The organism is Phaeobacter sp. JH20_37 (assembly GCF_048056015.1).
In the GTDB taxonomy this organism is placed as follows: Bacteria; Pseudomonadota; Alphaproteobacteria; order Rhodobacterales; family Rhodobacteraceae; genus Phaeobacter; species Phaeobacter bryozoorum.
Genome location: NZ_JAYMWW010000013.1, coordinates 409,867 through 430,784 on the forward strand (window position 1 = coordinate 409,867; position 20,918 = coordinate 430,784).

At 62.7% G+C, this 20,918-nt stretch carries 19 protein-coding genes and 1 other RNA gene; 9 read left to right on the forward strand and 11 right to left on the reverse strand.

Translation table 11 applies throughout. From position 1 onward, the window contains the following. Nucleotides 1-39: 39 nt before the first annotated feature. From VWZ87_RS06775 to VWZ87_RS06810, 8 genes are all read right to left on the reverse strand, one after another. Nucleotides 40-771, reverse strand: coding sequence for an alanyl-tRNA editing protein (locus VWZ87_RS06775; protein ID WP_416536067.1), 732 nt, complete (start codon nucleotides 769-771; stop codon nucleotides 40-42). After that, nucleotides 768-3,302 (reverse strand): DUF3772 domain-containing protein, encoded by a 2,535-nt coding sequence (locus VWZ87_RS06780; RefSeq protein WP_416536069.1) that lies wholly within the window; start codon nucleotides 3,300-3,302, stop codon nucleotides 768-770. The genes VWZ87_RS06775 and VWZ87_RS06780 overlap by 4 nt, the downstream gene beginning before the upstream one ends. Then, nucleotides 3,299-4,333 carry a cysteine synthase A gene (locus VWZ87_RS06785; protein WP_416536071.1) on the reverse strand — a complete coding sequence of 345 codons (1,035 nt, stop codon included), beginning with the start codon at nucleotides 4,331-4,333 and terminating at the stop codon, nucleotides 3,299-3,301. Before VWZ87_RS06785 ends, VWZ87_RS06780 begins: the two co-directional genes overlap by 4 nt. A gap of 90 nt (nucleotides 4,334-4,423) precedes the next feature. Beyond that, on the reverse strand, nucleotides 4,424-5,542 hold the full coding sequence (locus VWZ87_RS06790) for an NUDIX domain-containing protein (RefSeq protein WP_416536073.1): 1,119 nt from the start codon (nucleotides 5,540-5,542) through the stop codon (nucleotides 4,424-4,426). Between the two features lie 29 nt (nucleotides 5,543-5,571). Then, nucleotides 5,572-6,012 carry a TrgA family protein gene (locus tag VWZ87_RS06795; protein ID WP_340545414.1) on the reverse strand — a complete coding sequence of 147 codons (441 nt, stop codon included), beginning with the start codon at nucleotides 6,010-6,012 and terminating at the stop codon, nucleotides 5,572-5,574. A gap of 15 nt (nucleotides 6,013-6,027) precedes the next feature. Further along, nucleotides 6,028-7,233, reverse strand: coding sequence for a class I SAM-dependent methyltransferase (locus VWZ87_RS06800; protein WP_416536075.1), 1,206 nt, complete (start codon nucleotides 7,231-7,233; stop codon nucleotides 6,028-6,030). A 90-nt stretch (nucleotides 7,234-7,323) separates the two neighbouring features. Beyond that, nucleotides 7,324-8,763 carry a cryptochrome/photolyase family protein gene (locus tag VWZ87_RS06805; RefSeq protein WP_416536077.1) on the reverse strand — a complete coding sequence of 480 codons (1,440 nt, stop codon included), beginning with the start codon at nucleotides 8,761-8,763 and terminating at the stop codon, nucleotides 7,324-7,326. Between the two features lie 32 nt (nucleotides 8,764-8,795). After that, a complete protein-coding gene (locus VWZ87_RS06810) occupies nucleotides 8,796-10,019 on the reverse strand; it encodes an aminotransferase class V-fold PLP-dependent enzyme (protein ID WP_416536079.1) in 1,224 nt (407 codons plus the stop codon). Nucleotides 10,020-10,165: 146 nt separating this feature from the next. On the opposite strand from VWZ87_RS06810, the gene VWZ87_RS06815 reads away from it, so the two are divergent. Continuing rightward, entirely contained in the window at nucleotides 10,166-10,549 is a 384-nt protein-coding gene (locus tag VWZ87_RS06815) for a VOC family protein (RefSeq protein WP_416538677.1), read from the forward strand. Between the two features lie 54 nt (nucleotides 10,550-10,603). Here the strand turns inward: VWZ87_RS06815 and VWZ87_RS06820 are convergent, their stop codons facing one another. Both VWZ87_RS06820 and acuI read right to left on the reverse strand, forming a co-directional pair. Beyond that, nucleotides 10,604-12,241: a BCCT family transporter gene (locus tag VWZ87_RS06820; RefSeq protein WP_340545409.1), complete on the reverse strand. Its 1,638-nt coding sequence runs from the start codon at nucleotides 12,239-12,241 to the stop codon at nucleotides 10,604-10,606. Between the two features lie 491 nt (nucleotides 12,242-12,732). Further along, a complete protein-coding gene (gene acuI / locus VWZ87_RS06825) occupies nucleotides 12,733-13,725 on the reverse strand; it encodes an acryloyl-CoA reductase (protein WP_416536082.1) in 993 nt (330 codons plus the stop codon). Between the two features lie 212 nt (nucleotides 13,726-13,937). On the opposite strand from acuI, the gene VWZ87_RS06830 reads away from it, so the two are divergent. The 5 genes from VWZ87_RS06830 to VWZ87_RS06850 all read left to right on the forward strand — a co-directional run bounded on the left by VWZ87_RS06830 (nucleotide 13,938) and on the right by VWZ87_RS06850 (nucleotide 17,952). Further along, nucleotides 13,938-14,687, forward strand: coding sequence for a FadR/GntR family transcriptional regulator (locus VWZ87_RS06830; protein WP_416536084.1), 750 nt, complete (start codon nucleotides 13,938-13,940; stop codon nucleotides 14,685-14,687). Nucleotides 14,688-14,747: 60 nt separating this feature from the next. Further along, nucleotides 14,748-15,100, forward strand: a transfer-messenger RNA (tmRNA) gene (gene ssrA / locus VWZ87_RS06835). A gap of 361 nt (nucleotides 15,101-15,461) precedes the next feature. Continuing rightward, nucleotides 15,462-15,902 carry a nuclear transport factor 2 family protein gene (locus tag VWZ87_RS06840; RefSeq protein ID WP_416536086.1) on the forward strand — a complete coding sequence of 147 codons (441 nt, stop codon included), beginning with the start codon at nucleotides 15,462-15,464 and terminating at the stop codon, nucleotides 15,900-15,902. A 129-nt stretch (nucleotides 15,903-16,031) separates the two neighbouring features. After that, nucleotides 16,032-17,339 (forward strand): chromate efflux transporter, encoded by a 1,308-nt coding sequence (chrA, locus tag VWZ87_RS06845; protein ID WP_416536088.1) that lies wholly within the window; start codon nucleotides 16,032-16,034, stop codon nucleotides 17,337-17,339. A gap of 136 nt (nucleotides 17,340-17,475) precedes the next feature. Continuing rightward, the gene (locus tag VWZ87_RS06850) at nucleotides 17,476-17,952 is read left to right on the forward strand and encodes an SspB family protein (protein ID WP_340545405.1); all 477 of its coding nucleotides are present in this window, start codon (nucleotides 17,476-17,478) and stop codon (nucleotides 17,950-17,952) included. Nucleotides 17,953-18,183: 231 nt separating this feature from the next. Here VWZ87_RS06850 and VWZ87_RS06855 read toward each other — a convergent pair whose 3' ends face one another. Further along, entirely contained in the window at nucleotides 18,184-18,726 is a 543-nt protein-coding gene (locus VWZ87_RS06855) for a hypothetical protein (RefSeq protein WP_340545404.1), read from the reverse strand. Nucleotides 18,727-19,038: 312 nt separating this feature from the next. Between VWZ87_RS06855 and fumC the strand changes: the two genes are divergently transcribed. From fumC to VWZ87_RS06870, 3 genes are read left to right on the forward strand one after another with little or no spacing between them, the layout of a single operon-like run. Further along, nucleotides 19,039-20,433, forward strand: coding sequence for a class II fumarate hydratase (fumC, locus tag VWZ87_RS06860; protein ID WP_340545403.1), 1,395 nt, complete (start codon nucleotides 19,039-19,041; stop codon nucleotides 20,431-20,433). Next, nucleotides 20,433-20,612, forward strand: a complete 180-nt coding sequence (locus tag VWZ87_RS06865) for a DUF4169 family protein (protein ID WP_340545402.1) — start codon at nucleotides 20,433-20,435, stop codon at nucleotides 20,610-20,612. Before fumC ends, VWZ87_RS06865 begins: the two co-directional genes overlap by 1 nt. Next, entirely contained in the window at nucleotides 20,605-20,823 is a 219-nt protein-coding gene (locus tag VWZ87_RS06870) for a ribbon-helix-helix domain-containing protein (protein WP_029601902.1), read from the forward strand. The genes VWZ87_RS06865 and VWZ87_RS06870 overlap by 8 nt, the downstream gene beginning before the upstream one ends. Nucleotides 20,824-20,918: the final 95 nt, after the last annotated feature.

A 20,918-nucleotide genomic window follows, 5' to 3' on the forward strand; every position in this document is an offset into this window, starting at 1 on the left:
AAAAATTCACTCTTGCAGAAACTTATTTGCAGCCCGCGCTCAAGCCCCCAGATGCAGGTAGACACGGCGGTTCTGCTTGCCCTTTTTTTCAACCTTTCCAAGGCGGATAGGGCCAATTTCAGCGGTGCTGCGCACATGGGTGCCGCCGCAGGGTTGCAGGTCGATCTGCTCCTGGGTCGTACCGATCCGCACCAGCCGAATGCGGCCATTGCCACGGGGCGGCGCCACCGACATGGTTTTCACCAGATCGGGGTTTGCATCCAGCTCCTCCTCGGTGATCCAGCGTTCGCTGACCTCCAGATCGCGGCTGATGAGGGCGTTGAGCGCATCCTCCAGCGCCTGTTTGTCCTCCGGCGCCTCGGGCATGTTGAAATCAAGCCGCCCCTTGTCGGCGCCGATGGAACCGCCGGAGACCGGCAGGGGAATCACCACCGAGAGGAGATGCAGCGCGGTATGGATGCGCATATGGCCAAGGCGGCGGTCCCAGTCGAGGGTCTGCGTCACCTCCTGCCCGACGCTGGGCAGCGGCTGGTCAGGTTCCGGCAGCAGGACAATGGCGCCCGCCTCCCCCTTTACCGTATTAGTGATCGTCAGGCGGTGCGCCCCTGCCCCATCGGACCAGCTGAGATGACCGGTATCGCCCGGTTGCCCGCCCCCGGTTGCGTAAAAGACGGACTGGTTCAGCACCAGCCCGCCTTCGTTTGTGTGGTCCATGATCTGCGCCGGGGCCTGTTGTGCATAGGCATCCGTCAGGAACAATTGGTCGGTCATCGATCGCCGTCTCCGTCTTCATCGCCGCTGTCGGCTGCATCGTCCCGGTTGGAGAGGTCCTCCAGATCCGGGGTTTCGGGGCGTTTGCTGGCGGGCGCCGCTGCCGCAGCCGGTGATGGCCGGGCCGCGCTGTCCTGAACAGATCCGGGGCCAGAGTCGGGGCCAGAGTCGGGCGCAGCTTCAGGCGCCGCGGCCGCCGCCGCCGCCCCGGCCAGCGCCTCGGGGTTGCGGATCCAGATATCGCGCTGGGCAAAGGGGATCTCGATCCCGGCCTCGTCGAAGCGGCGGGCGATGTCGTAGTTCATGTCGGATTTCACCGACAGGACCCAGTTCACATCGCGCAGGATCGCGCGGATCTCAAAGTTGAGACTGTCCGCCCCAAAGCCCTGAAACACCACCGATGGCGGCGGGTTCATCAACACCATCGGATGTGCCTTGGCGACCTCGATCAGGATGGCCTCGACCTTGCGCGGGTCGGTGCCGTAGCTGACGCCGACAGGCACGATCACCCGGCCCACGGTATTGCCGCGGGTGTAATTGGTGACGGTGCCGGTGATCAGATCCGAGTTCGGAACAATCACATCGGTGCGGTCGAAGGTCTCGATCCGGGTGGAGCGCACGGAGATATCGCGCACATATCCCATCAGGCCGCCAACCTCGATCCAGTCGCCCTTGGACACCGGTCGCTCGACCAGAAGGATGATGCCGGAGACAAAGTTCGACACGATGGTTTGCAGACCAAAGCCGATGCCCACAGAGAGCGCACCGGCGACAATGGCGAGCGACGACAGATCCAGACCGGCCATCGAAATCGCCACCAGAGCGGCCAGAAAAATCCCGACATAGCCCATGCCGGAGACGATGGCGTTCTGGCCGCCGACATCAATGCGGGTCTTGGGCAGCAGCGCGTTGCGCAGGCTGCCCTGCACCAGCCGGGTCAGACCGTAGCCGACGGCAAAGATGGTCACAAAGGTCAGAAAGGCGGTGGGCGAAATACGGGTGTCGCCAATCTGGAAGCCCTCGAGGAAGTTCGACCACAGCTCCGTCAGATCCGCAACCCGCGCGCCCCAGATCAGCGCCAGCATCGGCAGCGCCACCAGCGCCAGTGCAAAGCCGATCAGCGCCGTGAAGAGCGAGTCGCGGGCGGCGCTACCCTTGCCGGTGACAAAGCCGTAGAGATCGGCAAAGAACCGTTGCAGGACAAACAGGCCCGCCAGCATCGCCAGCGTCAGCATGGCCGGGTAGATCACCGCCTCGGCCGCGTTGAGATAGCCCACCGCAGCCAGCAGCGGCCCGGCAAAGCCGAGAAGGTAGATCGCCCGGCGCACCACCGCGATGATGCGATTGGCCCCGGCGGCGATGGCGCCTTCCTCGGGCTCCTCCTCGCTCTGTGCCTGACGCTGCTTGGCCCCGATGCGGTGCAGACGCAGCAGGATCAGCGCAGCACAGCTGATCAGCGGAAAGGCATAGACCGCGGAACTGCTGTCCGGGATGTTCTGGATCCGCTCGATGATGGCAAAAACATCCTGCAGCACCAGGATCACCGCCATCATGTCGATCAGAAAGCGGGTCTCGGCCTGATTGCCCTCCTGTACGGGCAGCAGATCATTCTCGATCTGATTGGTATAGAGCTGCTCGCCCAGCCAGTGGAACGACAGCATGATAAAGGCCCAGGCCGGCACGGATTCGAGGAAGATGCTGCCGCGCACCCCAAGAATGCCCGAAAGATCGACCGCTGCGACCAGAAAGATGACACCGATCAGCGGCAGCAGCACCTGTAGCAGCGAGACGACAAAGGTCCAGACGCCGGTGCCCCGCGCGCCGTAGCGCCGCAGGTAATCACCCGCCAGATGCGCCCATGGGCGCCCGCGCAGGATCAGCAGCATACCGATCAGCACCAGCACAAGAATGCCCACCAGATCGCCGCTGATGCGTTCGCTGGTGGTGTCATTGCGCAGCTGCGACAGGGTTTCATTGCCCACAGCGCGGCTGGCGTGGACCAGATCCCGCAGCGCGCCGGGCCAATGTTCGGGGTTGAGCGGCGAGGTGCCGCGTTCAAACAGCCGTTTGGTCAGCCGTTCGCGGACGATCTTGTCGATCTCGTTGATCAGGCCGTCGGCGCGGCTGTAGGCCTCTTCGGCGACGATGCGCGGCACCCGCAGCTCATTGAGCTGCTGGGTCAGCGCGTCACGCAGCTGGGCGATGTCTTCGGGCTCTTCCTCGCCCTCGCCCGGTGGGGCGCCAAGCGCGTCCAGCTGGCCCTGAAGGGTCTGGATACGCTCGCCGTTTTCCCCACGCTTGGTCTGGAAGGTCTGCCGGAATTCGGCCAGCTCGCTGCGCAGCTGTTCCAAGGCGATATTGGAGGCGCGGCTGGCATCAATGACGTTTTCGGCCCGGTTCGCGGTGCGCAGCCAATCCTCGTAATAGGATTTCGAACGCGCATCGAGCTGGGCCAGAGCGGGAAAGGCCAGGCTGATCAGAAGAACCAGCCCGGCCAGACATTTCACAAAACCACGCATGAGGGCGATCATACGTCCTCGAACACGCCGGGGATAGAGGCCGGGGTGTGAGTCATCCAATCCGGCACCGGCAGGTCCTTTTCACGCAGGAAGTCGGGGTTGAACAGTTTCGACTGGTAGCGCGTCCCATAGTCACAGAGCACGGTGACGATGGTCTTGCCCGGTCCCATGTCCTTGGCCATGCGCACGGCACCGGCGATATTGATCGCCGAGGAACCGCCCAGCACCAGACCCTCTTCGTGCAGGAGGTCGAAGACATAGGGCAGCGCGTCGCGGTCCTCGATCTGGTAGCAGAAATCCGGTTTGAACCCTTCAAGGTTCTTGGTGATGCGCACCTGGCCGATGCCTTCTGCGATTGAGCCGCCTTCGGTCACGATTTCACCGGTGGTGTAGTAGGAATAAAGCGCCGCGCCCATCGGATCGGCAAGGCCGATTTTCACGCCCTTGGGCTGGAGCACATCGGCCACACCTGCCAGCGTGCCGCCAGAACCGACCGCGCAGACAAAGCCGTCCACCTTGCCGTCGGTCTGCTCCCAGATCTCGGGTGCGGTGGTTTCGATATGGGCCTGCCGGTTGGCGACATTGTCGAACTGATTGGCCCAGATCGCGCCATTGGGTTCGGTCTTGGCCAGTTCCTTGGCCAGACGTTCCGAATAGCGGACAAAGTTGTTGGGATTGCGATAAGGCGCTGCGGGGACCTGCACCAGCTGGGCGCCGGCCAGTCGCAACATGTCCTTTTTCTCTTCGGACTGGGTTTCGGGGATCACGATCACCGTTTTGAAGCCCATCGACGCGCCAACCAGCGCCAGGCCGATCCCGGTGTTACCGGCAGTGCCCTCGACGATGGTGCCGCCCGGCTTCAGATCACCGCGCGCGATGGCGTCCTTGATGATATAAAGTGCGGCGCGGTCCTTGACCGACTGGCCGGGGTTCATGAACTCGGCCTTTCCCAGAATCTCACATCCGGTTTCATCGCTGACGCGGTTCAGGCGGATCAGAGGCGTGTGGCCGATCGCGTCGGCCAGATCATGTGCAATGCGCATGGTATCCCTTTCGATCATTCCAGTTGAGGTGTAGCCAAGGCATTGGACAACCACAAGCCGAGATAGCGGCGCGCCGCGCGGTTGGCGGGGTCAGCCCTGCCGCAAGCGCTCACGATGGCGTGACAGCCAGAGGGCGGCGGTGACCAGTGGCATGTCCTGATAGGTCTGGTCATCTACGCCCTGTATCAGCGCCTCATAGGGCAGGATCTGGCTGCGGATATCTTCGCCCTCGCTCTCCAGTCCGCCGCCGCCGGCGATCTCATCAAAGTCGCAGAGACCCACAAAAATATGCAGAAATTCGCCTGAGGCGCCGCTGGAGGGGTAGACCTGGGCGACGGTTTCCAGCTGGTCGATCTTCAGCCCTGCCTCCTCCATCGCCTCGCGGCGGGCGGCCTGTTCGGGGGTTTCGCCGGGGTCGATCAGCCCGGCCACCGGCTCCCACATCCAGGGGCGCTGGTTGCCGGCGATATAGGTGGCGGCGCGGAACTGTTCGATCAGCAAAACCGCGTCGCGGCGGCGATCATAGGGCAGCACCACCGCCGCCTGCCCCACCAGCGCGACGCCCCGGTTGATCACCGGGCTGAGGCTGCCGTCATAGCGGCGGAATTGCAGGTCCATCTCCTCCATCGCGAAGAAGTTGAGATAGGCGCGTTTATGCTGGTGGACGACGACATCGCGGGTCAGATCGTGATCGGGATTGCCGGGGCGGTTCTGCGCCGCGAGCCAGGCGGCGGCGCGGATGCGGATCGGGCGGAACCGCTCGGCCACCTCGGCGGCGGTCAGGCGACCGCGATAGGCCATGACCTCCTCTGCCGCGCGCAGCGACAAGGCGCCCCATTTCTGCTGCCAGTCGCCCAGATCCCAGGCCGCCCCGGTCTGCCACAGGCCCGGCTCCGGGAAATAGACCTCCGCCGGGGCGCTACCGCCTGCGTCCAGCGCGACCGTGACAGGGCGCAGCGTATAGTCGAACCCGCCTTCGTAGAAATTCAGCGCCGCCATATCGTCCGGGGTGAGACCGCGCAGCAGCAGCCCCGGTGCGCGGTGGCCGACGCGGGCCTCTATCGCCGGGAAAGGCTGATCCACCACCGCAAAGGCACCGTGATCGGGCAGATGTGCAGGGGTGACATCCAGCGCGGCACCTGACCGCCCCAACACCAGTTCAAGCAGCGGCATATGGCGCAGCGTGCCATAGACAAAAAGATCAACCACGGTCTGTATCCTGTTGGAATTCTGTTATCTCAGCGCCAGCGTCTTGCGGCATTCTCGGTCACCAGACCGCTGAAGATGCCGCCGATCACCAGCGCCAGCAACACATGTGGCACCGCCATCACGAAAAAGAAATCCAAACCGATGACAAAAATCGCCGAAAGCGCCTCAAACGGGCCGTCGTAGCGGTTGCGCATGGCGAGGCGAAACATTTCCCAGGCGCCTTGCAGAAACAGCCCCCAGAGCACCAGCAGCGCCACACCGGTGACGCCGTTGTTGATCGCATTGACCACGCCGCGGCCGACATGGCGGCCGACCCAGACCCAGCCGATCAGCGCGCCAAGCGCGGCGTTGAGCGGCACGAAATAGCCGAAATCGGTGCCCTCGGGCATCAGTGGCATGATCAGGAAAGAGGCGGCAATCGCGACAAGCGCCATGCTGACGGCGGCGATAAGACGGGCGGCTGTGGGCATGATCCGGGCTTTCGTTCAGCGGTGGGCCAGCGTGATCTGGGTCACGTCGCAGGTTTGCGCCTTGAACGCGGCGGCGCAGGAGGTGAGATAGAAATTCCACATCTTTTTGAACCGATCATCAAATCCCATGGCCGCAATCTCGTCCCAGCGACTGTTAAAGGTGGTGTGCCAACGCCGCAGCGTCTGATCGTAACTATCACCGAATTCGAGCGATTTCATGACCTTTAACCCGGCATTTTCAACCTGCTGGCGCAATATCCCGGGCGCAGGGAGCATCCCGCCGGGAAAGATATGTTTCTGGATGAAATCAACTCCGCGTTTGTAGACCGTCCAGCGCCGGTCGGCGACGGTGATGATCTGCAAGGTGGCCTGAGCGCCGGGGCGCAGCCGGTCGTGGATCATCCTGAAATAGGCGGGCCAGTATTTTTCGCCCACCGCCTCGAACATCTCGATAGAGGCAATGCCATCGAACGTGCCTTTGCAGTCGCGATAGTCCTGCATCCTGAGCTCGACCCTGTCGGAAAGCCCCGCCTTTTCAATGCGCTCGCGGGCGTATTTCAACTGTTCTTCGCTGATGGTCAGGCCCGTGACCCGCAGGCCGCGTTCGCGGGCTGCATATTCGGCAAACCCGCCCCAGCCGCAGCCGACCTCCAGCACGTGATCGCCGGGCTGCACGCCCATCTGGTCGACCATGGAGGCATATTTGGCGGTCTGCGCCGCCTCCAGGCTTTCCTGCCCGGTTTTGAACAGGGCGCTGGAATAGGTCATCGTGTCATCAAGCCACAGCCCGTAGAAGGCGTTGCCGAGGTCATAATGATAGGAGATATTCGCCTTGGCCTGTGCGCGGTGATTGCGTTGCAGCCAGAAGCGGAACTGTTCATAGGCGCGGATCAGCCCGCGTCCCGGAAAGCCATCATAGACGGTTTCAGACCCCAGATGCACCAGATCCATGAAGGCCTGAAGATCGGATGTGCTCCACCAGCCATCAAGATAGGCATCGGAGAACCCCAGATCCCCCTCGCGGATCAACCGGGCGAAACAATCGGGGTTGTGAATGCGCAGATCTGCCACCGGACCGGGGCGGTCGCCAGTGACACGGAACACCCGACCGTCCGGCAGATGGATGTCCAGCTGCCCCACCTCCAGCGCCTGCAACTGGTCAAAGATCGCCGCGAAATAGCGCGGCAGATTGGCCTGTCCTTCGGTCTGTGTGAGCGCCATTCTCTCCTCCCCTAGACGGGTCCGGTGGGTTCACGGCCCCTGTCCAGAGAAAAGGCTAGGCCAAATCAGGCGCTTCTGGCAAGGGATCTGTCAGTCCTCGGGCAGCTCGCGCTGGCCATAGACCTCAAGCGCGCGGGCGCGACCCTCTTTCAGATCAACGAAGGGGCTGGCGCGTCTGTCCTGAGGCGACAGCTCCCAGGACAGGGGTGTCGCGCGGTAGAAATCCAGCGCCGTCTGCGGCGGGCTGTCCTGACCTTCGGCGATCCACGCGGATTGGTAGCTGCCCTTGGGGTCGAATTTCTCCAGCTGGCCGTCAGGGTTGAAAATCCGGAAAAACGGCGAGGCATCGGGGCCGGAGCCGGCCACCCACTGCCAGCCCATGGCGTTGGAGGCCGGATCCCAGTCCACCAGACACTCCTCGAACCATTTCTGACCGATGCGCCAGTGGGTGAGCATATGTTTGGTCAGGAAACTGGCCACGATCATCCGGGCGCGGTTGTGCATCTTGCCGGTCACATAGAGTTCGCGCATGGCGGCATCGACGAAATTGTAACCGGTCTGACCACGCCGCCAGGCCTCGACCCGGTCGTCGTCCTGCTCGGACCAGCGGAAGCTCTCCCATTCGGGGCGCCAGTTGCGGGTCAGGATATGCGGAGTGTGGAACATCAGGTGGTAGGCGAATTCGCGCCAGACGATTTCCTTGAGAAAATGCTCAGCGCCGGATTTGCCTGCGCGACGTGCCTCCAGCCCGTGATGCCACATGCGGCGCGGGCTGATTTCTCCCCAGGCGAGGTTTTCAGACAGGCCGGACGTGGCATCCACCGCGGGAAAGTCTCGGTCCTGTTTGTAGTCGGCCACGCGGGAGTCGAGGAATTCCGCCAGCCGCTCCTGCGCGGCATCTTCCCCGACCCGGCAATATTGCGCCACGATGTCAGCGCCGCGCCGCATATCAGCGGCGAGTTTCCAGCTGTCCAGATCATCAGAGGCGGGCCATTGCTCCGGCGCGGGTATTCGGGATGGGGCGGCGATCAGATCCGCGACATCGCGGTCGCGCACGGATTTCCAGTAGGGCGAATAGACCCGGTACATGCCGCCGGTCTTGGTCTCGACGGTCCAGGGTTCAAACAGCAGATGACCACCAAAAGACTGCGCCGCAACGCCCTGCCCATTCAGCTGTTCCTTGATGGTGGTGTCGCGGGCGATGGCGTCGGGATCATAGGCGCGGCTCCAGTGCACCGCCCCTGCCCCGGTCTCCGCGATCACCTGCGCCAGCACCTCGGCTGCCGGACCACGCCGCAGGATCAGGCGGCTGCCGCGCTGCTCCAGCACCTTGGCCAGATGGGCAAGCCCCAGCCCCAGCCGGAACTTTGGCGCAGCGCCCAGGTGTTCATCCAGCGTGTCAAAGACAAAGAGCGGGATCACCGGGGTGCCCCGGGCGACGGCCGCCTCAAGGGCGGGGTTGTCGGCGAGCCGCAGGTCTCGGCGCAGCCACCAGATCACCGGCGCCTGTGGCGGGGTATGCTCAGTCATGAAAGATCAAGGTCCCTGTATCGCTGCGGTTTTCACAACACGCGATCTAGGGCCTCGATCAACTGTGTCATCTCTTTTTTCGAGGTGTAATGCGTAAAACTGAGCCGCAGCACGCCGTCACCGGTGGAGACACCCATCGCGTTCAGGGCACGCAGGGCGTAGAAATCACCGCCCCCCGCCATGATGCCATGTTCGGCCAGTTCACCGGCTACGGCTTCGGCGGGGCGATCCAGCGCCAGTGCCACGGTGGGCGCGCGTCTGCTGGCATCAGAGGGGCCGATCAGGCGCAGATCGTTGCGGTCCTTCACCATATCGAGCAGCGGTTGCAGCAGCTCCACCTCATGGGCGCGCATCAGATCGTGGACAAAGGCCCCCTGTGCCGCGCCTTCGGTCAGCGGGCCGCCGTGATGATGGGCCAGCGCGGCGATGTAGTCAGCCATGCCCGCGCAGGCGGCGACCTGAGCGTGGTCCGGCCCCGCCGGAGTGAAGCGTTTGTAGAGCGTGTCACCGTTGAAGAAATGTCCCTGATTGGGCAGCAGCTCCCCCAGGGCGCGGCGGATCACCATCAGCCCCTGATGCGGCCCGTAGGTCTTATAGGCGGAGAACAGATAGATATCCGGCCCCAGCTCGCCGACATTGGGCAGGCCATGGGGCGCGTAAGAGACACCATCGACGCAGACAAAGGCGCCGGCCGCATGGGCCAGAGCGGTGATTTCGGTGACCGGGTTCAGCTCCCCGACCACGTTGGAACAATGCGGAAAACAGACCAGCCGGACGTTTTCGTCCAGAAGATTTTCCAGATCTGCGGGGTTCAGATGGCCGGTTTGCGGGTCGATCTGCCATTCGCGCACCTCGATACCGGCATCCGCAAGGCGCCGCCACGGGCCGCTGTTGGCCTCGTGATCCTGATTGGTGACGATGATCGCCTCCCCCCGAGACAGGAACTGGCGAAAGGCCTGCGCCAGCACATAGGTATTCTGGGTGGTCGAGGGGCCAAAGCTCAGCTCATCCCGTGCCACCCCGAGGATGCCGGAAAGCCGGTGCCGCGCCTCGTCCATCTCGTCGCCCGCCAGCGTCGAGGCCTCATAGGGGGCATAGGGCTGCACTTTGCGTTCGGTATAAAAGCGGGTGAGCCGGTTGATCACCTGCTGACAGGTATAAGAGCCACCGGCGTTCTCGAAAAAGGCCTGACCTTGCAGGTTGGGCGCTGCAAAGGCCGGAAACTGGCTGCGGACAAAGTCGATATCAAGGGCCATGGTCTCTCCTCTTTCTGTCTCAGAAGAAGTGACGGCGATGATGCGCAAGGTCAAGCGCGGAGAGACTGCGGCCGCCGCTGACCTGATGTCATTTTCTGTCAACAGTGGCGGGTAGCTAGGGGGTACATCAACACGAAAGGATGCAGATGATGGCCTATACGCCCAAGGATTTTCTGGTCTGGGGAGAGATCCCCGTCACCGACATGGACGGCGCCCGCAAGTTCTACGAGCATGTGACCGGCGCCGCGCTGGAACTGGTCAGCGATGGCCCCAACCCGATGCTGCTGTTTCGCCCCAAGGACCCGGCAACCGGGGTCGCGCTGAGCATCTATCCCGGCACCCCGGCCCCGGATGGTGTTGGCCCGACCCTGCATCTGGCCGCCGAAGGTGCGCTGGCCGATGTGATGACGCGGGTGACCGACGCCGGTGGGCAGGTGGTGTCAGAGGCGGTGCCGCTGCCCGACGGGCAGTTCTTCTACGCCAAAGACCCCGACGGCAATTCGGTCGGCTTCTATGAGGCCAAGAGCTGAACGGCAAACGCCCCGGAGTTCTCCGGGGCGTTTCTGGGCGTTGCTGGTCCGGGATCAGCGCGCCTCGGTCTGCAATCCGCGCAGGATCGCCCAGCACATCAGCAGCAGCACGATGGTGAACGGCAAGCCGGTGGAGATCACCATCGCCTGCAGGGCCACAAGACCACCGCCGAGCAGCAGCACGATCGCAACCGCACCTTCGAACACGCACCAGAAGACCCGTTGCGGCAGCGGCGCGTCGACCTTGCCGCCTGCGGTGATGGTGTCGATCACCAGCGAGCCGGAATCCGAAGAGGTGACGAAGAACACGATCACCAGAAGGATGCCGACAAAGGAGGTGATCGAGGCCAGCGGCAGCTGATCCAGCATCTTGAACAGCTTCAGCTCAAGTGCGGCATCCTGCGCGCCGGTATAGCCATCAGCCACCACCTGATGAATGGCGGTGCCGCCAAAGACGCTCATCCACAGGACGCAGACCAGGCTGGGGATCAGCAGAACGCAGATGATGAACTCGCGCACGGTACGGCCCCGGCTGACGCGGGCGATGAACATGCCGACAAACGGCGACCAGCTGATCCACCACGCCCAGTAAAAGGCGGTCCAGCCCTGGCTGTAGTTGGCATCCTCGCGGCCGAAAGGCATGGAGAGCGCCGGCAGATACTGCACATAGGCCACCAGACTGTCGAAGAAGCCGGTGATGATCAGCAGCGTTGGCCCGACCAGCAGCACGAAGATCAACAGCAGGAAGGCCAGCCCCATGTTGATTTCGCTCAGCACTTTCACACCGCCATCAAGACCGCGCACAACCGAGATCAGCGCAACCGCGGTGATGGCGGAGATCAGCAGCACCTCGGTGGTTGAGCCAACCGGCACACCGAACAGCTCGTTCAGGCCCGCATTGGCCTGTGTCGCGCCAAAGCCCAGCGAGGTTGCAAGGCCAAAGAGCGTGGCGAAAACCGCCAGAATGTCGATGATATGGCCGGTCCAGCCCCAGACCCGCTCGCCGAAGATCGGGTAGAAGGCCGAGCGGATGGTGAGTGGCAGCCCCTTGTTGAAGGAGAACAGCGCCAGCGACAGGGCAACAATCGCGTAGATCGCCCACGGGTGCAGGCCCCAGTGATAGATCGTCGCCGCCATGCCCAGACGCACGGCTTCGGTGCTGTCCCCGGCTGCGCCGCCCAGCGGCGCCCAGTCGGTGCGGGCGCCATTTTCACCCATGCTCACGCCACCAAAGGCGGTGGAGTAATGGCTCATCGGTTCGCTGACGCCGTAGAACATCAGTCCGATGCCCATGCCGGCCGCAAACAGCATCGCAAACCAGCCGATGTAGGTATAATCGGGCGCCGCGTCGGCCCCGCCAAGGCGCACCTTGCCCCAAGGCGAGACGATCAGGAAGAAACAGAACAGCACGAAGATATTGCCCGCGCTGAGGAAGAACCAGTCGAACGAGCTGGTCACGGCGGGGCGCAGCCAGCCAAAGAAGGTTGCCGCCTGTTCCGGCAGAACCAGCGCGTAGAACACAAACAGCATGATGCTGATGCCGGAGACCATGAAAACCGGGTTATGGATGTCAAATCCAATCGGTCCCACGGATCCTTCCAGATTGTCCTGTCCGATTTCATATTCAGTGTCGATGACGGCGGCCTCACCGTCGGGGGCGGGTATGCCCTGATTGGCCGTTTCGTCTGTCATGGGTGTCCCTGTTCTGTCTTATGTGAACGTCCAGTGTCTCAACCGTCGCGCGCTGCGCAGGTTCCCGCCGATCGCGAAAAAATGCAGCCCCCGCACGGGTGCCTCTCCATGACCGGCGCCCGTTGAGCAGGCGGGCGCGCGCGATCATCACAGCGCTCATGCCGACAACGATCGCCGATAGATCCGCGTCAGCCCAGTCACGCGCTGCGGTCAGGCAGCGGCTGGCGTGGCCATGGACAGATCACCAGCCTAGCAGAAAACCATGCAAATGTCGCGCCTTGTGGGGCGATCTGCCTGACAGCGGTGCAATCGCTGCGCGACATGCGCCCGGTTGCCGGGTCTATGACGCGGGGATTGACCAGCTGGCCCCGCGGACGCGCAAAGAACGCGCAGGCTGGCTGCGCGTTCTGACAGGTTTCCCTGTGATCATCGCCCGATCTATCTCTGATCTGTCGACCTTCAGGCGGGCGGCCCCGTCAGCAGGGGCCGTGTCAGCCGTTCACATCAACGACAACGCGGCCCTTCACCTGCCCTTTCAGGATATCGGCGCCCAGCTGTGGCAGGTCGGACAGGGTGGCCGGCTGCACCATCGCCTCCAGCTTATCCATCGGCAGATCGGTGGCGATGCGCTGCCAGGCCCGCAGGCGGTTGTCATAAGGCTGCATCACGCTGTCGATGCCCAGAAGGTTGACGCCGCGCAACAGAAACGGGATCACCGTGGCGGGCAGACCGGCCCCGCCTGCAAGGCCAACCGCCGCCACCGAGGCCCCATATTTCATCTGGCCCAGAACCCGCGCCAGCATCGCACCACCGACCGCATCAATGCAGCCCGCCCAGTTCTCGCTTTCGAGCGGGCGCTTTACCGTCTCGTTCAGCTCTTCGCGCGGCACGATCTGGGTGGCGCCAAGGGCGGTGAGATAGTCGGATGTCTCAGGGCGCCCGGTGACCGCCGCAACCTCATAGCCGAGGTTGGAGAGGATCGCGGTTGCCACCGACCCCACGCCACCCGCAGCGCCGGTCACCAGCACCGGGCCGTGGCCCGGTGTCAGCCCGTGATCCTCAAGCGCCATGACGGCCAGCATTGCGGTAAAACCCGCTGTGCCAACAGCCATGGCCTGGCGCGTGTCGATCCCATCCGGCAAGGGCACCAGCCAATCGGCGCGCACGCGGGCCTTTTGCGCATAACCGCCCCAATGGGCTTCGCCGACGCGCCAGCCAGTCAGCACAACCTTGTCGCCGGGTTTGTAACGCTCATCGCTGGAGGTCTCGACCGTGCCTGCAAAATCAATGCCCGGCACATGCGGATATTTGCGCACCAGTCCGCCGCCCGGACCAAGACAGAGGCCATCCTTGTAGTTCACGGTTGAGTAGTCCACTGCCACGGTCACCTCTGCATCCGGCAGCTGCTCGAGGCTGAGCGTTTGCACGGCGGCGGATGTCTCGCCGCTGTCTTCGTCCTTGGTCACAACCAATGCGTTGAACATGATGGGTCCTCCTCTGAATTCAACCTGACGCGCCAGGAGCGCGGACCCGCCGTGCAGCCGAAACGGCGATGGCGGGCGACTCAACTCTTGCCAATCAAATGTCAGACTTTTAAATGTCTGACAAATGATTTCTGCCGAGACGCGCCGCGCCACAGGTCATCACAGAGATCATCACACAGGCCAAGACACTGGCCACCACACAGGGCACCGACATGAAGCTGAACCCCCGTAGCGCCGCCGATCTGTCGGCGCAGATTGCCGAAGCCATCCGCGATGCGATCATCAGCGGCGCCCTGCCTGTGGACCAGCGCCTGCCCTCGGAGGCCGAACTGGCCGAGCAGTTTCAGGTGTCCCGGCCAACAGTCCGCGAAGCCCTGAAGCGGCTGGCCGCGCAGGCGCTGATCCGCACCCAGCGCGGCGCCACCGGCGGCGCCTTTGTCAACCGGCTGAGTTTTGAGGATGCCTACGCCCAGCAGGTGACCACGTCGACGCTGCTGCTGAGTATGAATGCTGTCAGTTTCGACACCGCCTGCGAGGCGCGCTATGCGCTGGAACGGGCCTGCGCGCCGCTGGCGGCGGCACGTCGGACGGCGGATCAGCTGGCGACCATGCGCGCCGAGATCTTTCGTCAGGGGCAGCCCGGGCTGACGGATGAGGCGTTCTGCGCCTCGGATGTGGCCTTTCACCGGGCGCTGGTCGATGCGGCGGGCAATCCGGTGTTGTCCTACCAGCTGGCCGGAGCGGTCGAGGCGATGCAGCCGCTGATGAATATGATCACCTTTACCGCGCGCGACCGCGCCCGGATGGTGGCGCTGCATGGCGCCATTGCCGATGCGCTGGAGGGGCGCGACGAGGCCGCCGCCACTGCCGGGCTGACCGCATTGGAGGACGAGACCCGCACGCTGGCCGCTGCGGTCTTTGCCCGGCGGGCTGGCGAAGCGACCAGGGGCGACCATGGCTAAAACACCGCCCCGGCGTCGTGGTGCAGCCGCTCCCGCCGGGACGTATTTTATGTGTCATTTCCCCTTTAACTCCGTATCGGCACGGCCTATATTCAGGGTGTTCCTTCGGGAACTATGGACATAAACGCGCTCGTAATAAGCGGATCGGACCCGGGGGCGGTACCCGGCGACTCCACCAAACATCCTTCATTTGGGGATCATGGGGTCGAAACAGGATCGACGAACGTCTAAAGGGGTTAGCTTTGTCTCGGCTGTCTGCCACCGTTATCGGCGAAACTTGTACAATTGCAAATGACAATCGTGCTCCGGCAATGGCAGTAGCAGCGTAAGCTGTTAATGTCGCCGAAACTAAGTCCTTGCGCCTAGCCGCGTAAGGCGGGGTTCGCAGGTACCTGGCAACAGAAACCTGCACTTCCTCCTCGCCTACTCCCGACTTCGATCTTGGCCTCGGCCCTGCCGCAATATCTGTTTCTCACAATGCAGGCATCTCGGTACCACAGGCGCCCCCTGACGCCACATCCGGGGCCACGCCGAAGGTCGATACACCAGCGCAGATGCGGGAGGCACCAGAGGCGATCAAACTCGACTGCGGGCAGCGCCAACCGGAGCGAATGCCCATTGAATTGTTGTTAACACTTGTGCTTCAGTCTCATGTCTGACGACGGTCCAGTCCCGCGTCAGGCGTTGTTTCGACCAATGCTGCAACCCTGAATAAGGCTGCCTGCGCAACCCCGATGCTTCAACCGGTGTCAGTTTCTGACCCTTAGGGAATAAATGAAAAACAGTGAACGGCTCTTTCGATGGTTTCACGATGTCTGGGTCGGTCTGGACCTCGACCAGATTGAGCCGATGTTTCATCCTGAGCTTGAGGTAAACGGCCCTCTGCATGGCGCAATCGCAATTGCCGCGGACTACCGCGAAATTGTCGGCACGCTGCACAATCTCATGGAGGATCTTGACCTGACCCTGACCCATGCGCTGGATGACGGCGACTATTGCGCGATCCGGGTCCACGTGCGGTGCTATGGCCGCAGTTCGGATGACAAACTGGACTACTACGGCCAGCTGATTGTGCGGATGCAGGATGGTCAGATCCGGGAATTCCTGTCCAACTTCGACTATATGACCATGTTCGAGCAGCTCGGCCAGCTGCCACAGGACTGTCTGCCGATTTGCATGACCGGTGAGCGGCTGACCTGGATGGATGATACCTGACCAGACAGCCGCAGGCGGCACTGTGAAGTTTCTGTAACCTCTCCGGTTTTCGGCCTCTCCACGGTCCGCGGCCACTGGCACTGGTCGCGCAGAATGCTACAAGGTCAGCGTCCAGCCAATGGTGCGCCTATGACCGACATGTCCGCAGACCCCGAGATTAGCCCAGTCCCCCCCCAGATCGCGATGGCGGATCTGATCCGGGTGTTTGGCCGCATTGGGCTGCTGTCCTTTGGCGGGCCAGCGGCGCAGATTGCATTGATGCACAAGGAGCTGGTCGAGGATCGCCCTTGGCTGAGCGAGGCCGGATTTCTGCGTGCGCTGTCGTTCTGCATGATGTTGCCGGGACCGGAAGCGATGCAGCTGGCCACCTACGCCGGGTGGCGGCTGCGTGGTGGCATCGGCGGGCTGATTGCAGGGCTGTTGTTTGTCCTGCCGGGCGCGCTGGTGATCGCCGCCCTGGTCTTTCTATACGTGAACTTTGGCACCCAACCCGTTGTTCAGGCGGCTTTCCTCGGCATCAAGGCAGCGGTGGTCGCGATTGTCCTTCAGGCGCTGCAACGGCTGGGAAAGAAGGCGCTGCATGGTATCACCGACTATGGGCTGGCGGCTTTTGGCTTTGTTGCGCTGTTCCTGTTCGGGCTGCCGTTTCCGCTGGTGGTGCTGGCGGCTGCGCTGATCGGCGCGCTGGGGGCCCGGCACGCGCCCCCCTCTCCCGCCGGGCCGATCGGTCACGGGCCCGAGGCCGCAGCACCGTTCTGGTCGACACTGCTGATCTGGGGCGGGCTCTGGCTGCTGCCGCTGGCTGCTTTGAGCCTGTTCGGCCCGCAGCTGCTGGCGGATATCGGCTGGTTCTTTGCCAAGCTGGCGGTTGTCACCTTTGGCGGAGCCTATGCGGTTCTGGCCTATATGTCGCAGACGGTGGTCGGGCAGTACCAGTGGATCGATACCGGCCAGATGATTGATGCGCTGGGGCTGGCGGAAACCACACCGGGGCCGCTGATTCTGGTGACGCAATTTGTGGCGATGCTGGCCGGTGCGCTGGCCTCCGGGGCATGGATGGCGATTGCGGCCGGGCTGGTCGCGCTTTGGGCGACCTTTCTGCCCTGTTTTCTGTGGATCTTTCTCGCGGCTCCACATGTGGAGCGGATTGCCAGCCATCCCCGGCTGGGCGCTGCGCTGCGCGCAATCACCGCGGCCGTGGTCGGCGTCATCCTGAACCTGTCGGTCTGGTTTCTGCTGCATGTGCTGTTTCGCGAAATTGCGGTTCTGGAGCTGCCCGCGCTCACCCTGATGATGCCGGTCATGGCCAGCCTGAATATCAGCGCTGCGCTTTTGGTGCTGGCCGCACCGGTGGTGGCGCTGGCCTGCGGTGGACGACTGGCGCTGATACTGCCGGTGATGGGCGGACTTGGCATCCTTCTGGCGCAGGTCATCTGAGCAACGCAATGCCAGCGCAAATGTCGGGCATTCCCCTGCTAGTGTCAGAAATTATTTACGAATCCCTAACGAGCGGGCCTTTAGTTTCCGGTAGAAATCCGTATTCTGAAACCAATAGAGACTTAAGGGTATAGGAATGTCCCGCGAAATTGACTATGGAAATCTGATGCATTCGGCCATGCGTGGTCTGATCCGATCTGTACTGGATGGGGTGGCTGAACACGGGCTGCCCGGAAATCATCATTTTTTCATCACCTTCGACACCTCGCACCCCGATGCGGAGCTGGCAGATTGGCTGTCGGATCGCTACCCTGGCGAGATGACCGTGGTCATGCAGCACTGGTTCGACAATCTGGAGGTCGGCGAGGACGGCTTTGCCATCACGCTGAATTTCGGCGATGCGCCGGAGCCGCTCTATATCCCCTATGACGCCATTAAGACCTTTGTCGATCCCTCGGTTGAGTTCGGCCTGCGGTTTGAGACGCCAGAGGATGACGACGACGTCGAAGAGATGATTGCCGAACTGGACGACGGCATCGAGATCGAGGTCGACGAAGACCCGGACGCGAAGAAGGCCGCCGACGTAGTATCGTTGGACAGTTTCCGCAAGTAACACGCGGTTCCACGCGCCCATTCATTCACATCTGACCGCTAAGGTTCGTGAACCGGTGCTTGCATCGGTGCGCTCCTGTGGGGCCACTGAATGGGCCGCGATAGACTGCGTCCCGTGCGGTGCAGCCCTGACATGCCCGGTAGCCGCGCCTGTTTGACGCCGCCCGTGACGCCTTAGCTTTGCGCCGCAAGAGACTGTTAATAAAATATTTCCCCGGATTCGTCGCGGCGGTCAGTGACGTTCGAGGAAAGTTTTCAGCTCTTTGCGCGGCAACCCGTTGCGATGGGAGGAATAGACCAGATCCAGCCCGCCCTCTGCCAATGTCCGGTCATATTGCTGCATCTCGTAGTCGCCATTGGGGCCGATGAACATCGAGAAAACCGTCAGCGTATCGCCCACGATGCGGCCCCAGACATAGGGTTCGCCCTTCATCGGATCGAGCTGCACGGTATGGCCAAACACATTGCGTTTCATCGCGGCGGCAAAGATATCGTCCCGCTCGGTCGGCTGGAACTCGACACTATAGGACTTGGTCTTGCGTCGCCCATCCTTCTTCAGCGAGGTGGTTGTCCATTGCACATAGAAGCCTTCATCGCTTTTGGCGATCGGGCCGATCTGCACGGTGGCATCACGGTGTTCCTCGCTGCCGTCAGCGTTGGGCACCACCAGAGAGCCCTGATAGCGGCCAAAGAATGGCCGCACATCAGCGGCCAGCGCCTGCCCGGCAAAGATCACGATCAGCGCAAGTGTCAGAAACCCGGCCTGAAGACGCATCTGCAGCCGTGATACACACCGCGTCGCCGCCTCGGGCGTGCAGTGGCGCCTGCCCTGTGAGATGGCCTGAGATGGCTGCAATGGTCGGTGTCTGAGCACAGGCGGATCCTTCGGTTTGGGCTGACGTCGGATTGTCTGAGCCTAATCTAGCGGTCTTCTGCCCCGGTGCAATGGCTCATCCCGCATTGGCCTCTATACCTCGGGTGCGGAATGGCTATGCTGCGCGAAACTGCGCAATTGCCTCGTGGTCCGGCACGGGGTAGACGGCATACCAACGCATACATTTAGTCATCATCAGACGGAGAGAGACTTATGTCCGATACCCGCACCGAAACCGACAGCTTCGGTCCGCTTGAGGTCCCTGCAGACAAGTACTGGGGCGCTCAGACCCAGCGCTCGATCATGAACTTCCCTATTGGCTGGGAAAAACAGCCCGTCGCCATCGTGCGCGCGCTGGGGGTGATCAAACAGGCCTGCGCCATGGCCAACAAGGCATCGGGCGCGCTGGATGCGACGCTGGCGGATGCCATCATCCAGGCTGCGGGCGAAGTGATCGAGGGCAAGTTCGATGACAACTTCCCGCTGGTGGTCTGGCAGACCGGGTCCGGCACCCAGTCCAACATGAACTCCAACGAGGTGATCGCCAACCGCGCCATCGAGATCCTCGGCGGCACCATCGGCTCCAAGGATCCGGTGCATCCGAATGATCACTGCAACATGGGCCAGTCCTCAAACGACACCTTCCCCACCGCGATGCATATCGCCACCGCGATGATGGTGCGCGACGTGCTGGTGCCGGGGCTGACGAAACTGGCCGAAGGGCTGGAAGCCAAATCCGAGGCCTTCAAGGATATCATCAAGATTGGCCGCACCCATACGCAGGATGCCACCCCGCTGACGCTGGGCCAGGAATTCGGCGGCTACGCCCATCAGATCCGTCAGGGTCTGGCCCGGGTCGAGGCGGCGATGCCCGGCATCTACGAGCTGGCACAGGGCGGCACCGCCGTTGGCACAGGACTGAACACGCAAAAAGGCTGGGGCGAGACGGTCGCTGCCAACATGGCCGAGATCACCGGCCTGCCGTTTGTCACCGCGCCGAACAAGTTCGAGGCACTGGCCGCCCATGACGCCATGGTGTTCCTGTCCGGCGCGCTCGCGACCATTGCGGGCAGCTGCTACAAGATCGCCAATGACATCCGCTTCCTCGGCTCCGGCCCGCGCTCTGGTCTGGGCGAGCTGATCCTGCCGGAGAATGAGCCGGGATCGTCGATCATGCCGGGTAAGGTGAACCCGACCCAAGCAGAGGCGCTGACCCAAGTTGCCGCCCACGTGATGGGCAATGATGCCGCGATCAAATTCGCAGGCTCGCAGGGCCATTTCGAGCTGAACGTCTACAACCCGATGATGTCCTATAACCTCCTGCAGTCGATCCAGCTCCTGGGCGATGCGGCGGACAGCTTCACCGAGCGGATGCTGAACGGCATCGAGGCCAATGAGCCGCGCATCGACAAGCTGATGAAGGAATCGCTGATGCTGGTCACCGCGCTGGCGCCGACGATTGGCTATGACAATGCCACCAAGGTTGCCAAGACCGCGCATAAGAACGGCACCACGCTGAAGGAAGAGGCCATTGCGCTTGGCTTCGTGGATGAGGCGACATTTGACGCGGTGGTGCGGCCTGAGCAGATGATCGGTCCCAAGGGCTGATGGTGAAACCGGTCAATCTGAACCGGTATCGCAAAGACAAGGCGCGGGCCGAGAAAAAGGCCCGCGCTGACCGAAACGCCGTGACCTATGGCCGGACCAAAGCCGAGAAGGATCTCGACAAGGCGCGCAATGCGCAGGAGATCGACCGGCTGGACAAGCACCGGCGCGACGATGACTAACCGGCCCAGAAAACACTCTCTGACCCTGCGGGGCCACCGCACCTCGGTCTCGCTCGAAGATGAATTCTGGCAGGCCTTCCGCGAGATTGCAGCCGAAGACGGGCGCGCCATCAATGATCTGGCCGCCGAGATCGACGAAACGCGCGGCGTGGATTGCGGTCTGGCCTCGGCCATCCGCCTGCATGTCTTGCGACGCTTAAGGTCACGTTAATCAGGGCTTGGGATCGTATCGCCATACCGATGCCCGCCCCGCCTACCACCGACAGCTGACTGTTGCGGCTGTTCCAATCTCAGGCCACTGCCCGA